The organism is Actinomyces weissii (genome assembly GCF_016598775.1).
Lineage (GTDB): Bacteria > Actinomycetota > Actinomycetes > Actinomycetales > Actinomycetaceae > Actinomyces > Actinomyces weissii.
In genome coordinates this window covers 1,216,114-1,229,555 of record NZ_CP066802.1, presented here as the reverse complement: position 1 = coordinate 1,229,555, position 13,442 = coordinate 1,216,114, and the positions used below count along the sequence as shown (strand labels likewise).

Below are 13,442 nucleotides of genomic sequence, written 5' to 3'. Positions count from 1 at the left end.
CGTGGCGCTATACATCGGCAGATTCTAGCGTGTCAGGCCGATCAGGCCCTCCAGCTCGTCCGTGGCGCGCGACACTGTGTCGTTGACCACCACGTGGTCGAACTCCGCCTGGGCAGCCATCTCCGTGCGGGCGGTCTCCAGGCGCCGCTGCTGCTCAGCAGGCTGCTCGGTGCCACGCCCCTGGAGCCGCCGCACCAGCTCCTCCCAGCTGGGAGGGGCGATAAAGATCAGCCGGGACTGGGGCATGGAGCCACGCACCTGGCGGGCGCCGTCCAGGTCGATCTCCAGGACGGCGGGCTCACCGGCGGCCAGCCGTGCCTCCACCGGCTGGCGGGGGGTGCCGTAGCGGTACCTGCGGTGCACCAGCGCCCACTCCAGCATCTGCCCCTCGTCCACCAGGCGGTCGAACTCGGCGTCGGAGACGAAGTGGTAGTGCACGCCGTCGACCTCTCCGGGGCGGGGCGCCCGGGTGGTGGCGGAGACGGACACGAAGAGCCCCGGGTGCCGACGGCGCAGCTCGGTCATCAAGGTGCCTTTGCCGACGGCGGTGGGCCCGGCGATGACGGTGAGGCGGGGGGCGGCTGGGCTGTCTGAGGAGGGCATGGAGGCATGATGCCGTATAGCCGCAGCCACCTTCACCTGCCCCCGGCCACCACCCACCCGGCTCAGCCGGTGACTTCCGGCAGACCCAATGCCTTGGTGGCCTCCTGGTAGGAGCCCGCGTCCTGCACGTCCGTGAAGCCGAGCTGCTTCATGCGTTCAGCGGCCTGGGCGGAGCGGCGCCCGGAGCGGCAGTAGAGGGTGTAGCGCCCCGTCTTGTCCAGCTGCCCGACCTGCTCGTCGAAGTCCGGCGCGGACACGTCGATGTTCACCGCCCCCTGCAGGTGCCCCTGGGTGTACTCCTCGGCGGTGCGCACGTCGATCACCGTGCCCGGGCGCTGCGCGTCCACCGGCTGGGCCGGGGAGCCGCAGGCCGCCAGCAGGGCCAGGGGCAGCACGGGCAGGGCCAGGCGGGTGAGCGCACGGCGGCTGAGGGTCAGTGGCATGGGGACTGGCATGGGAGGCCTCCTGTGGTCGGCTTCTGGGTGCTCTGGATGGATTCTGGACAGGTTCTGGATGGTAAGGAAGATCCCGGACGGCGGGAAGCTTCTCGACGGCGGCCCCTGGGCCTGGCTAGTCCCGCAGGGCCGCCCGGACTTCAGCGGTAGCCCGTGCCGCCGCCGCCCGCAGCCCCGGCACGGTGGGACCGGCCTGCAGCACAGCCCGGGAGGTGGAGGCCAGCACGTTGCGCCGGGCAGCCCCAAACACCGCCTCCAGCTCGTTTGCCCCCGCCCCCTGGGCCCCCACCCCCGGAGCCAGCAGGGGGGCGTTAGCGGCCTGCAGGTCAATGCCCAGGCGGGCGACGGCGTCGCCCGTGGTGGCCCCCACCACCAGGCCCACGCTCCCGAGCACGCCAGCGGCCCGGGCCGGGGCGTTCAGCACGGCCACCCCCTCCACCACACTGCGGGCCACGGCCCGCCCGTCCTCCCCGGTGGCGTGCTGCACCTGGGCCCCCTGCGGGTTAGAGGTCAGGGCCAGCACGAACACCCCGCGACAGTTCTGCTCCGCCAGCCCCAGGGCAGGGCTGAGCGAACCCAGCCCCAGGTAGGGGGAGAGCGTGACGGCGTCGGCGGCCAGCGGGGAGCCTTCCTGCAGGTATGCCTGGGCGTAACCGGCCATGGTGGAGCCGATGTCCCCCCGCTTGACGTCCAGCACGGACAAGGTGCCGGACTCCCCCAGCGCCGCCAGCACCTCCTCCAGCACCCCTACCCCGGCGCTGCCGTGGCGCTCAAAGAAGGCGGACTGGGGCTTGACGGCGGCGACCCGGCCAGCCACCGCCTCCACCACCCGTAGGGAGAAGTCCCGCAGCCCCCGAGGGCTGTCCGGCAGGCCCCAGGCCTGCAGCAGCTGCGCGTGGGGGTCGATGCCCACGCACAGCGGGCCCTGCTCCTCCATGGCGGCCGCCAGGCGCACCCCGAAAGGCTGCCCACCCCTGCTGGTCGCCATGCTGGGGCTCATAACCGTACCTCCTTGTGCTGTGCCGCCGCCCGCCGGGCCCGCCGCTCGGCGTCGTGCTCCTGCAGGCTCCGGACCGTGAAGGGCCCGCGCAGCCGGGCCTCCAGGGCCTGGACCGCCGCCTGGAGCTCCTGCACGGTGGTGATTATGGGCCGGTTGGCGCTGGTGGTGGCCGCCCGGATCAAGTAGCCGTCCGCACGGGCCCCCTGGCCCTTGGGGGTGTTGACCACCATGTCGATCAATCCCGCCTCGATCAGCTGGACCACGGTGGGCTCCCCGCTGGCACCCGACCCCTGGCTGACCTTGCGCACCACCCCGGCCGGGATCCCGTTGCGGCGCAGCACCTGGGCGGTACCGGCGGTGGCCAGGACCGTGAAGCCCAGCTCGGCCAGGCGGGCCACGGGCAGGACCACCTGCCGCTTGTCCCGGTCCGCTACCGACACGAATACGGTGCCCTCCAGGGGCAGCCCGCCATAGGCGCTGGCCTGGGACTTGGCGAAGGCCCGCGGGAAGTCGCAGTCGTAGCCCATGACCTCACCGGTGGAACGCATCTCCGGGCCCAGGACCGTGTCCACCACCTGCCCCTGCGGGGTGCGGAAGCGCTTGAAGGGCAGCACCGCCTCCTTCACGGCTATCGGGTCCAGGGGGTCGGAGACGCTGGCGTCCTGCGGCGGCAGGTGCCCGCTGGCCCGCAGCTGGGCGATGCTGCGCCCCGCCATCAGCAGGGCGGCCGCCTGGGCCAGCGCCACCCCGGTGGCCTTGGACACGAAGGGCACGGTGCGGCTGGCCCGGGGATTGGCCTCGATCACGTAGAGGGTGTCGCTGAGCAGGGCGAACTGGATGTTGAGCAGCCCGCGCACCCCCACGCCGCGGGCGATCGCCTCGGTGGAGCGGCGTATGCGGTCGATCTGCGCGTCCGAGAGCGTCATGGGCGGCAGCACGCAGGCGGAGTCGCCCGAGTGGATGCCAGCCTCCTCGATGTGCTCCATGACGCCGCCCAGGAACAGCTCGTTGCCGTCGTAGAGGGCGTCGACGTCGATCTCGATCGCGTCGTCCAGGAAGCGGTCCACCAGCAGCGGCCCGTTGGCGTAGGCCCCGCCCACCTCCCGGCTGGCCCGGTCCAGGTAGCCGAGCAGGCCCGGCTCGTCGTAGACGATCTCCATGCCCCGCCCGCCCAGCACGTAGCTGGGCCGCACCAGCACGGGGAAGCCTATGCTACGGGCCACCGCCAGGGCCTGCTCGTCGCTGCGGGCGGTGCCGTGGGCGGGGGCGGGCAGCCCCGCCTCCTCCAGGACCAGGCCGAAGGCCTGCCGGTCCTCGGCGGCGTCGATCGCCTCCGGGGTGGTGCCCAGTACAGGCACGCCCGCGGCCTTGAGCCGGGCCGCCAGGCGCAACGGGGTCTGCCCGCCCAGCTGCACCACCACCCCCGCCACCGGCCCGGCGGCCCGCTCCGCCTCATAGACCTCCATGACGTCCTCGAAGGTAAGGGGCTCGAAGTAGAGGCGGTCAGAGACGTCGTAGTCGGTGGAGACGGTCTCCGGGTTGCAGTTGACCATGACGGTCTCGTACTGCTCCCCCAGGGCCAGGGCGGCGTGCACGCAGGAGTAGTCGAACTCGATGCCCTGGCCGATCCGGTTGGGGCCGGAGCCCAGGATGATGACCGCCTCCCGCTCCCGGGGCGCCACCTCGGACTGCGTCTCGTAGGTGGAGTACAGGTAGGGGGTGCGGGCGGCGAACTCCGCCGCGCAGGTGTCCACGGTCTTGTAGACGGGGCGCAGGCCGTAGGCGTGGCGGACCTCGCGCACGGTGTCCTCGCCCAGGCCCCGCAGGGAGGCCACCTGCTGGTCGGAGAAGCCGTGCCGCTTGGCCTCCGCCAGCACCGTGGCGCTCAGGGCGGGCGCCTGCCGCACCCACTGCGCCACCTCCTCCAGCAGCAGCACCTGGTCCAGGAACCAGGGGTCGATCCGGGTGGCCTCGTGGAGCTGCTCCAGGGTGGCGCCGCCGCGCACGGCCTGCTGCAGGTCCACCAGCCGGTTCTCGGTGGGCACCCGCAGGGACTCCAGCAGGTCCGGCAGCTGCGCGGCCGTGGGGGCCGGGCCCTCCCAGTGGAAGGTGCTGCCGGGCTTGTCCACGGAGCGCATGGCCTTCTGCAGCGCCTCAGTGAAGCAGCGGCCGATGGCCATGGACTCCCCCACCGACTTCATAGTGGTGGTGAGCGTGGGGTCCGCCCCCCGGAACTTCTCGAAGGCGAAGCGCGGGACCTTTACCACCACGTAGTCCAGGGACGGCTCGAAGGCGGCCGGGGTGGAGCCGGTGATGTCGTTGGGTACCTCGTCCAGGGTGTAGCCCACGGCCAGGCGGGCGGCGATCTTGGCGATCGGGAAGCCGGTGGCCTTGGAGGCCAGGGCGGAGGAGCGCGAGACCCGGGGGTTCATCTCGATCACCACCACGCGCCCGCTGGCGGGGTCCACGGCGAACTGGATGTTGCAGCCGCCGGTGTCAACCCCCACCTCCCGGATGACGGCGATGCCGATGTCCCGCAGGCGCTGGAGCTCCCGGTCGGTGAGGGTCAGGGCCGGGGCCACGGTCACGGAGTCGCCGGTGTGCACGCCCACGGGGTCCAGGTTCTCGATGGAGCAGACCACCACGCAGTTACCGGCCTGGTCCCGCATGAGCTCCAGCTCGTACTCCTTCCAGCCGATGATGGACTCCTCCAGGAGCACCTCGGTACTGCGGGAGGCCGCCAGGCCCTGTCCGGCTATGCGCTCCAGGTCCGCGGCGTCGTAGGCGATGCCGGAGCCCAGGCCCCCCATGGTGAAGGAGGGGCGCACCACCACGGGGTAGCCGCCCAGGGCCGCCACCCCGGCGTGGCACTCGGCCAGGGTGCGGGCGATCACGCTGCGGGCCACCTCGGCGCCGCAGCGCTCCACGACCTGCTTGAAGGCGTCCCGGTCCTCCCCGGCCCTGATGGCGCTGGCGCTGGCGCCGATCAGCTCGACGCCGTAGCGCTCCAGCACCCCGGCCTCCACCAGGCTCATGGCGGCGTTCAGGGCGGTCTGCCCGCCCAGGGTGGGCAGGAGGGCGTCGGGCCGCTCCTTAGCGATGATGGCGGTGAGCACCTCCGTGGTGATGGGCTCCACGTAGGTGGCGTCGGCCACGCCGGGGTCGGTCATGATGGTGGCCGGGTTGGAGTTGACCAGGACCACGCGCAGGCCCTCGTTCCTCAGGACCCGGCAGGCCTGGGTGCCGGAGTAGTCGAACTCGCAGGCCTGGCCGATCACGATCGGCCCGGAGCCGATCACCAGTACGGAGGAGATGTCGGTGCGGCGAGGCATCAGGCTTGCTCCTCCTGCTCGGCGGTGGTGGCTGGCGGCTGCCCGGGCCCGGGCCTAGGCGGGCTCCCTGCCTGCTGGTGCTCCCGCACGAGGCGCAGGAAGCGGTCAAAGAGGTGCTCGGCGTCGTGGGGCCCGGCGGCGGCCTCCGGGTGGTACTGCACGGAGAAGGCTGGCAGGTCCAGGGCCTCCAGGCCCTCGACCACCTGGTCGTTGAGGCACACGTGGCTCACGCGCACCCGGCCGTAGCGGCCGCCGTCGTAGGGGGCCACGGAGTCCTCCCCCACGGGGGCGTCCACCGCGAAGCCGTGGTTGTGGGCGGTGATCTCCACCTTGCCGGTGGCCCGGTCAAGCACCGGCTGGTTCACGCCCCGGTGCCCGTAGGCGAGCTTGTAGGTGCCGTAGCCCAGGGCCCGGCCCAGGACCTGGTTGCCCAGGCAGATGCCGAAGAAGGGCAGGCCCGCGTCCAGCACCCCGCGCAGCAGCTCCACCTCGGTGTCGGCGGTGCCGGGGTCCCCGGGGCCGTTGGAGAAGAACACGCCGTCGGGGCGCAGGGCCAGCAGCTGGGGCAGGGTGGTGCTCTGGGGCAGGACGTGCACGCGCACGCCCCGCTCCGCCAGCTGCCAGGGGGTGCGGGACTTGATGCCCAGGTCCAGGGCGGCCACCACGGCCACCGGCTCGCGGCCCTGGAAGGCCCCGGAGGGCTCCACCACGTAGGCCTGCGGGGTGCTGACCTCCGCGGCCAGCGCCTGCCCTGCCATCAGCGGCTGGGCACGTACGGCGCTGACGCAGATGTCCACGGCGGCCTGGCTGGGGGCCTCCTGGCCACCGCTCAGTGCCCCGGCGGGCAGGGCCTCTCCGGAGAAGATCCCAGCCCGCATGGTGCCGCGCTCGCGCAGGTGGCGGGTGAGCATGCGGGTGTCCACCCCGCAGACCCCCACGACCCCGGCCTGGCGCAGCTCCTCCTCCAGCTCGCGGCGGGCGCGCCAGGAGGAGGCACGGCGGGCGGGCTCACGCACCACGTACCCGGCCACCCAGATGCGGGCGGACTCGGGGTCCTCGTCGTTGACGCCGGTGTTGCCGACGTGCGGGGCGGTCATCACCACGATCTGGCGGTGGTAGGAGGGGTCGGTGAGGGTCTCCTGGTACCCGGTCATCCCGGTGTTGAAGACGATCTCGGCGACGCTGCGGCCGGTGGCCCCGTAGGCCTGGCCCACCAGGGTGGTGCCGTCCTCCAGCACCAGCAGGGCTGGGGGCCGCCCGCTACGGGACGGCCCCCAGGTGGGCTGCGCGGTGCGGCTCACGCCGACGCCTCCGGAGAGGTGCCTACGGGATGCCCGCCCAGCACGGTGGGCCGCCCCCGCAGGAAGGTCGCCTGGACCTGCCCGGGCAGCTCCATGCCCGCGTAGGGGGTGTTGGCGGAGCGGGTCCACTGGGCCCGGGGGTCCACGGTGCGGCGCACCTGGGGGTCCACCAGGGTGAGGTTGGCGGGCTCCCCCACGGCCAGCGGGCGGCCCTGGTCGCTGAGCCGCCCGATGCGGGCGGGGGTCTCGGAGAGCACCCGGGCCACACCCCGCCAGTCCAGGAGCCCAGGCTCCACCATGGTCCGGATGACCACGGACAGGGCGGTCTCCAGGCCGGTCATGCCGAAGGCCCCGGCCTGCCACTCGCAGTCCTTGTCCTCCAGGGGGTGGGGGGCGTGGTCGGTGCCGACGACGTCGATGGTGCCGTCGGCCAGGGCCGCGCGCAGGGCCTCGACGTCCGCCTGGGTGCGCAGGGGCGGGTTGACCTTGTACAGGGGCGAGTAGGTGCGGGCCAGCTCGTCGGTGAGCAGCAGGTGGTGGGGGGTGGCCTCAGCGGTGACGTCGATGCCGCGGGACTTGGCCCACCGGATGATCTCCACGCTGCCGGCGGTGGACAGGTGGCACACGTGCAGGCGGCTGCCGACGTGCTCGGCCAGGAGCACGTCGCGGGCGATGACCGACTCCTCCGCCACGGCGGGCCAGCCGCGCAGGCCGAGCTCGGCGGAGACCCGGCCCTCGTGCATCTGGGAGCCCTCGGTCAGGCGCGGGTCCTGGGCGTGCTGGGCGATCACGCCGTCAAAGGCCTTTACGTACTCCAGGGCGCGGCGCATGAGCACCGGGTCGGAGACGCACCGGCCGTCGTCGGAGAAGACCCGTACCCGAGCGGCGGACTGGGCCATGGCACCCATCTGGGACAGGTGCTGGCCCTCCAGGTTCTCGGAGACGGCGCCGACCGGGTGCACGTCCACCCACCCGGCCTCCTGGCCCAGGCGGTGCACCTGCTCCACCACACCGGCGTTGTCCTGCACCGGGGTGGTGTTGGCCATGGCGAATACGGCGGTGTAGCCACCGACGGCAGCGGCCCGGGTGCCGGTGAAGACGGTCTCGGCGCTCTCCCCGCCGGGCTGGCGCAGGTGGGTGTGGATGTCCACCAGCCCCGGCAGCAGCACCAGGCCCTTGAGCTCACGGTGCACGGTGGCGTCGGCGGGGGCCTGGGCGGCGGCCTGCGGCCCCAGGGCGGCGATCTGGCCGTCACGGAGCAGGACGTCGCAGGGCTCCTCCCCGTAGGGGCGGACGGCGGGCAGGAGGTGGGTGGTGCTCACAGCTGGTTCCCTTCGTCGGCGAGGAGGAGGTAGAGGGCGGCCATGCGCACGCTCACGCCGTTGCTGACCTGCTCGATCACGCGGGAGCGCGGGTCGTCAGCAGCCTCCGCGGTGATCTCCAGGCCCCGGTTCATGGGGCCGGGGTGCATGATGACGGCGTGCTCTGGCATGGCGGCCCGGCGGGCGGCGCCCAGGCCGTAGCGGCGCGAGTACTCCCCGGGGCTGGGGAAGAACCCGCCCCCGGCGGCGCTCATGCGCTCCCGCTGCACGCGCAGCATCATGACGGCGTCCGGCTCTGTCTCCGCGATCGCGGCGTCCAGGTCGTAGGAGACGTGGCAGGGCCAGTCCTCCATGCCGACGGGCAGGAGGGTGGGGGGCGCCACCAGGGTGACGCTGGCTCCCAGGGTGGTCAGCAGGTCCACGTTGGAGCGGGCCACCCGGGAGTGGAGCACGTCGCCCACGATGATGACGCGGGCGCCGTCGAGGTCCTGCCCCTGGGCGGCGGGGCTGCCGTCACGGCCGCGCCGGGGGCCGCTTACCGGTCCGCCCGGCTGGTACCAGCGGCGCAGGGTCATGGCGTCCAGCAGCGCCTGGGTGGGGTGCTGGTGGGTGCCGTCACCGGCGTTGAGCACCGGCACGTTGATCCACCCGGCGTGGGCCAGCAGGTGGGCGGCTCCGCAGGCGCTGTGGCGGATGACCACGGCGTCGGCCCCCATGGCCATGATGGTCTGGGCGGTGTCCTTCAGGGACTCGCCCTTGGAGACGCTGGAGCCCTTGGCGGAGAAGTTGATGACGTCGGCGCTCAGGCGCTTGGCGGCGGCCTCGAAGGAGAGCCGGGTGCGGGTGGAGTCCTCGAAGAAGAGGTTGACCACGGTCTTGCCGCGCAGGGTAGGCAGCTTCTTGACGGCGTGGCGCTGGGTGGCGGCCATGGCCTCAGCGGTGTCCAGGACCATCACCGCCTCGTCGTGGGAGAGGTCCTTAGCGCTCAGCAGGTGCTTCATCGCTGCTCCTTGGGGACGGTGACGGGCACGATGCTCACGCTGTCGTCCTCGGCCCCCAGCTCGGTGAGGGCGACCACGACCTTCTCGGAGCGGGAGGTGGGCAGGTTCTTGCCCACGTAGTCGGCGCGGATGGGCAGCTCGCGGTGCCCTCGGTCCACCAGGACGGCCAGCTGCACGCAGGCGGCGCGCCCCAGGGAGCCCAGGGCGTCCAGGGCGGCCCGGATGGTGCGTCCGGAGTAGAGGACGTCGTCCACCAGGACCACGGTGCGGCCCTCCAGGGAGCCGCCGGGGATGAAGGTGGGCTGGGGCACGCGGATGGGGTGTCGTCCCAGGTCGTCACGGAACATGGTGATGTCCAGGGTGCCGACGGGGACCTCAGGGGCGGGGCTCTTGGTTCCCTCTGCCCGGCCCGGCACGGCGGCTACTGCCAGGGCCTTGGCCAGGCGCTGCGCCAACGGTGCGCCTGCCGAAGGGATCCCGAGGAGGATCAGGTTCTCTACCCCTCGGTTGCGTTCCAGGATCTCATGGGCGATGCGGAACAGGGAGCGGGCGATCTCGGGGGCCCCGAGGATCTGCTTCCCGGTGGACAGTGTTTCGGCCACGACGCGTGGACCTCCTTCTCCGCCTCACAGGACGGGCTTCAAGGATGTCTGACGCCCCCGATACTAGCTCCTCTGCCGGGTGCGTGCGCCACCTGGGTCGCTAGGCCCGCCCGTCTGGGACGCTGTACACGCCTGGGTCCGGCGCGCAGGCACCAGCAGCCACCTGGGTTCCTTTGCCCTGCCTCCACCAGGCACCTGGCAGGAACAGGGTCGTAGGTACATGGGGATCTGTACCTACCCAGAAACCTGCCGGAGGTCGGTACGGGCTGGCATGCTGAGCTGGTGCCCTTGACCTGACAAGGGCAGCACCTGAGTAGGCGGAGGCCAGGGCGGGTCCTGACCGGAAGCGACGGAGCCCGCCCTGGCCTCCCAGGAGGAAGGCAGATAAATGACTATCGTGTCAAGACGCAGTGTCCTGGCTGGCACCGGGGCTCTTGCGGCAGGACTGCTGCTGCCCGCCACCGCGGCAGCAGACAGCCACACCTACCAGTGGAAGCGCACCATCCAGCCCGGGACCACGGTGGAGGAGGTCATCAAGGACTGCCAGGCCGACCAGACCGTCGTCGCCAAGTGGCTCTACGACTACGCCCAGGCTCCTGGATCCCTGTACATCTCCACCGCGCTGCGGCAGGAGGGCAGGACCTGCTACCGGGCGCTGGTACACAACGACAGGACCCATCTCCGTCTCCGGCTGGAGCGCTGCACTCCCGCAGGAACCACCGTGATCGCTGACGGCCCCGCCGTCCCGGTCTCCGACTACTCCGGCCGCCGCGACTGGGTCCTGCGCACAACCGTCAAGGGTGACAGGCTCGAGGCCACGGTCGACGGCGTGCCCGGCATGCGGCTCTCCGCCACGGACGGCGCCATCACCGAGGGCACGCAGGTCAGCCAGACCTACTACCTGTCCAAGCGGGCCCTGTCCGCCACCGACGTGCGTAACAACTCGCTGAAGGTCACCTCCAGCGCACCGACTGCGGGGACCGGCTTCTCCAGGCTGGTGTTCGAGGACACCTTCTCCACCGGCACTGACTTCGATCCGGAGCGCTGGGGAGAGCACCGCCCGGGCTGGAACCCGGGCTACGTCGGGTACGACTGGGGCGTGAACACCACCGACGCCCACAACGTGCGGGACGGCCTGGGCCGGATCCTGTGGCGCAAGCGGGCCACACCGATCACCAGGTGGCCCAATACCAAGGACCAGGAGGCGGGGATCAGCCCCACCGTGCGTGACGTGGACACCGCCAACATCGTCACCCGCGGCAAGTTCGACCTTACCTACGGCAGGGTCGAGGTGCGGGTGCGCTTCCCCCAGTCCCACGCGGGGCTCTGGGGAGGTATCTGGATGCGCCCCAGCGACAACGGCGACGGGGAGATCGACATCGCCGAGTCCTGGGGCGGAGGCGTCAACACGGGGCGGGTCACCGCCGACGTCCACTACACCTACGACCCGGTTCCCCACCGGCACCGGCCGGTGCCGGTGGAGCCCAAGCCCGACCTGACACAGTTCCACGTCTTCGCCATGGAGAAGACCCCGGAACGTATCAGCTTCTTCTTCGACGGACGCAAGTACCACGAGGTCACCAGCCAGGAGTACCCCGACCGCTGGGCCAAGGCATTCGGGCCTGGCAAGCCCTACTACCTGCGCCTGTGCTCGCAGGCCGGGGACTCCTTGGAGACGAAGATCGACACCACGACCTTCACGGAGGCCGCCATGGAGATCGACTACATCCGGGCCTGGGAGATGGACCAGTAGCCGCTACTGCCAGCAGCAGGTAGGTCCCGCGAGCACCTCGGTGGTGCACGGGACCTACCTGTGTCCCAGTGGCGGGGACCGCAGCGCTCCTGCCGCTCTAGCGCAGGGTCTCGGCCAGGTCGCCAATACGGCCCAGCAGCCCGGCCAGGAAGCGCGGGGAGTCGTCAGTGGAGAGTATCCGCGCCAGGGTCAGGGCCTCGTCCACGGCCACGGGGGCGTCGACCTCGTCGTTCCACACGATCTCCCAGGTGGCGACCCGGGCGATGGCCCGGTCCACGGCAGGCATGCGGGAGACCTCCCAGTCCTTGGCGTGGGTCTGCAGGATCTGGTCGACCCGCTCCAGGTGGTCAGCCACCCCCGCCAGGACCTGACGGGTGTAGGCCGGAGCCTCCGTGTGGTTGGCCGAGTGCACGGCACGCTCAGCAGCCAGCTCACGCAGCCTCTCAGCCGCCGCGTCCTGCCCAGCGAGGGCCTCCTCAAAGAGCTCGTCCGGCTGCTGTGCCGCCCGCAGCAGGCCCCGCTGGTCCGCCTCGAAGAGGATCTCGACGGCGCGCCTGCGGGCCTTGGTGCGGGCGGTGACCGGGTGCTTGCTGCTACGGCTGCGCGTGCCGGAGGGCGCGGCCGGGGCCACGCCCTCCAGGGACTGCGCTGCTGGCTGCTCCGCGCTAGTCGGTTCTCCGGTCATGCTCAGTCGGTGACGCGGGAGATGTAGGAGCGGTTGCGGGTGTCCACCTTGACCTTGTCACCCGTGTTCAGGAACAGGGGCACCTGGATCTCGGCGCCGGTCTCCAGGGTGGCGGGCTTGGTGCCGGCGGAGGAGCGGTCACCCTGCAGGCCCGGCTCGGTGTGGGAGACGGTCAGCACCACGGAGGCAGGCAGCTCCACGAAGAGCACGGAGTCCTCGTGGAAGGCGACGATGACCTCCTGACCCTCCAGCATCAGGTCGGCGGCCTCCCCCACGGTGGCGGCGGGCACGTAGGTCTGCTCATAGGACTTGACGTCCATGAAGACGAAGTCGTCGCCGTCCTTGTAGGAGTACTGCATGTCGCGGCGGTCCACGGTGGCGGTCTCCACCTTCAGCCCGGCGTTGAAGGTCTTGTCCACGGTCTTGCCGGACAGGACGTTCTTGATCTTGGTGCGCACGAAGGCCGGGCCCTTGCCGGGCTTGACGTGCTGGAACTCGACAACCTGCCACAGCTGGCCTTCCAGGTTGAGCACGAGGCCGTTCTTCAGGTCGTTCGTCGTTGCCACGGGAGTCTTCCTCACTGTCGGTGAAAGTCTTGACAGCGCAAGACTACCGTGCGCGCTACCGCCGCCGTCCGGCCGCCGGTGTCGCCCCTGTCACGGGCTACCCCGCCCCACCGGGACGGTGTCAGTGGAAGGTCTGGCCCGCGCGGGCGGCCGCGACGGCCCGTCCCCGCGCGGTGTCCCCCAGTGCCGCCAGCTTCTGGAAGCGTTCCTGGGCGTAGGGCAGGGAGACCTCCCGCAGGAACTGCGCCATCTGCGTCTCCCCCTGCCGCTCCAGCTCGGCGGCCAGGCTGATGATGTCGTCGGGGTGGCGGTTCTGGCTCATCTTGGCCTTGCCCCGCACCTCGTCCAGGCTGACCTCCACGGCCACGATCGCCCGGGCCATCCGCTCCAGCTGCTCCTCACCCACAGGGCTGAGCACGTCGCTGTCCTCACTGAGCTCTGTCAGCCTGCGGGCGGCGGCCAGGGCGGCGGCCGGGTCGGGGTCCACCCGCACCTGGCCGCGCACGTGCACGGTCACGTAGTCCCAGGTAGGCACGTTGGCCTTGACGCTGTTGGTTGCGTACCAGAGGGGGGAGACGTAGGTGTCCACCTGGTCCAGCACCACCAGGCCGGGACCGGTCAGGGGCTCACGCGCCTGAGGGTTGTTGCGCACCAGGTGGGTCACCAGCACGTCCCGCAAAGTGTCCAGGTACAGGGGCACCAGGGTGGCCTCCGGGCCGAAGGCGTGGACGGTGACCAGGTTGCCGGTGCGGGGGGTGGCCAGGACCTGGCGCACATGCTCCTCAGAGAGCTGGAAGTGCCCCGGTACGTACATGGGGCGAT

Annotated in this window: 12 protein-coding genes; 1 reads left to right on the top strand and 11 read right to left on the bottom strand. The window is 71.6% G+C overall.

The window, feature by feature from the left end; all coding sequences use genetic code 11:
• Positions 1 to 24 precede the first annotated feature (24 nt).
• The 8 genes from gmk to pyrR all read right to left on the bottom strand — a co-directional run bounded on the left by gmk (position 25) and on the right by pyrR (position 9,616).
• Positions 25 to 603, bottom strand: coding sequence for a guanylate kinase (gmk, locus tag JG540_RS05105; protein WP_200277819.1), 579 nt, complete (start codon positions 601 to 603; stop codon positions 25 to 27).
• 62 nt (positions 604 to 665) lie between these two features.
• Positions 666 to 1,058, bottom strand: a complete 393-nt coding sequence (locus JG540_RS05100) for a rhodanese-like domain-containing protein (RefSeq protein ID WP_200277818.1) — start codon at positions 1,056 to 1,058, stop codon at positions 666 to 668.
• A gap of 115 nt (positions 1,059 to 1,173) precedes the next feature.
• Positions 1,174 to 2,058, bottom strand: coding sequence for an orotidine-5'-phosphate decarboxylase (gene pyrF / locus JG540_RS05095; protein WP_200277817.1), 885 nt, complete (start codon positions 2,056 to 2,058; stop codon positions 1,174 to 1,176).
• Positions 2,055 to 5,390 carry a carbamoyl-phosphate synthase large subunit gene (gene carB / locus JG540_RS05090; RefSeq protein WP_200277816.1) on the bottom strand — a complete coding sequence of 1,112 codons (3,336 nt, stop codon included), beginning with the start codon at positions 5,388 to 5,390 and terminating at the stop codon, positions 2,055 to 2,057. Before carB ends, pyrF begins: the two co-directional genes overlap by 4 nt.
• Positions 5,390 to 6,691, bottom strand: a complete 1,302-nt coding sequence (gene carA / locus JG540_RS05085; protein ID WP_200277813.1) for a glutamine-hydrolyzing carbamoyl-phosphate synthase small subunit — start codon at positions 6,689 to 6,691, stop codon at positions 5,390 to 5,392. Before carA ends, carB begins: the two co-directional genes overlap by 1 nt.
• A complete protein-coding gene (locus tag JG540_RS05080; RefSeq protein WP_200277809.1) occupies positions 6,688 to 8,013 on the bottom strand; it encodes a dihydroorotase in 1,326 nt (441 codons plus the stop codon). The genes carA and JG540_RS05080 overlap by 4 nt, the downstream gene beginning before the upstream one ends.
• Complete coding sequence (locus JG540_RS05075; RefSeq protein ID WP_200277808.1) at positions 8,010 to 9,014, bottom strand: aspartate carbamoyltransferase catalytic subunit; 1,005 nt, start codon at positions 9,012 to 9,014, stop codon at positions 8,010 to 8,012. The genes JG540_RS05080 and JG540_RS05075 overlap by 4 nt, the downstream gene beginning before the upstream one ends.
• On the bottom strand, positions 9,011 to 9,616 hold the full coding sequence (pyrR, locus tag JG540_RS05070; protein WP_200277807.1) for a bifunctional pyr operon transcriptional regulator/uracil phosphoribosyltransferase PyrR: 606 nt from the start codon (positions 9,614 to 9,616) through the stop codon (positions 9,011 to 9,013). Before pyrR ends, JG540_RS05075 begins: the two co-directional genes overlap by 4 nt.
• A 388-nt stretch (positions 9,617 to 10,004) precedes the next feature.
• On the opposite strand from pyrR, the gene JG540_RS05065 reads away from it, so the two are divergent.
• A complete protein-coding gene (locus JG540_RS05065) occupies positions 10,005 to 11,369 on the top strand; it encodes a glycoside hydrolase family 16 protein (RefSeq protein ID WP_200277804.1) in 1,365 nt (454 codons plus the stop codon).
• Positions 11,370 to 11,466: 97 nt separating this feature from the next.
• Here JG540_RS05065 and nusB read toward each other — a convergent pair whose 3' ends face one another.
• The 3 genes from nusB to JG540_RS05050 form a co-directional block, all read right to left on the bottom strand.
• Complete coding sequence (gene nusB, locus JG540_RS05060) at positions 11,467 to 12,054, bottom strand: transcription antitermination factor NusB (protein WP_200277802.1); 588 nt, start codon at positions 12,052 to 12,054, stop codon at positions 11,467 to 11,469.
• Between the two features lie 2 nt (positions 12,055 to 12,056).
• Positions 12,057 to 12,620, bottom strand: coding sequence for an elongation factor P (gene efp, locus JG540_RS05055; RefSeq protein ID WP_200277800.1), 564 nt, complete (start codon positions 12,618 to 12,620; stop codon positions 12,057 to 12,059).
• A 121-nt stretch (positions 12,621 to 12,741) separates the two neighbouring features.
• The gene (locus JG540_RS05050) at positions 12,742 to 13,434 is read right to left on the bottom strand and encodes an FMN-binding negative transcriptional regulator (protein ID WP_200277798.1); all 693 of its coding nucleotides are present in this window, start codon (positions 13,432 to 13,434) and stop codon (positions 12,742 to 12,744) included.
• Positions 13,435 to 13,442 lie beyond the last annotated feature (8 nt).

Coding starts and splice junctions, on each gene's coding strand:
- nusB (WP_200277802.1), bottom strand. CDS start 12,054: ATGACCGGAGAACCGACTAGCGCGGAGCAGCCAGCAGCGCAGTCCCTG.
- JG540_RS05075 (WP_200277808.1), bottom strand. CDS start 9,014: ATGAAGCACCTGCTGAGCGCTAAGGACCTCTCCCACGACGAGGCGGTG.
- carB (WP_200277816.1), bottom strand. CDS start 5,390: ATGCCTCGCCGCACCGACATCTCCTCCGTACTGGTGATCGGCTCCGGG.
- JG540_RS05100 (WP_200277818.1), bottom strand. CDS start 1,058: ATGCCAGTCCCCATGCCACTGACCCTCAGCCGCCGTGCGCTCACCCGC.
- JG540_RS05065 (WP_200277804.1), top strand. CDS start 10,005: ATGACTATCGTGTCAAGACGCAGTGTCCTGGCTGGCACCGGGGCTCTT.
- gmk (WP_200277819.1), bottom strand. CDS start 603: ATGCCCTCCTCAGACAGCCCAGCCGCCCCCCGCCTCACCGTCATCGCC.
- JG540_RS05050 (WP_200277798.1), bottom strand. CDS start 13,434: ATGTACGTACCGGGGCACTTCCAGCTCTCTGAGGAGCATGTGCGCCAG.
- pyrF (WP_200277817.1), bottom strand. CDS start 2,058: ATGAGCCCCAGCATGGCGACCAGCAGGGGTGGGCAGCCTTTCGGGGTG.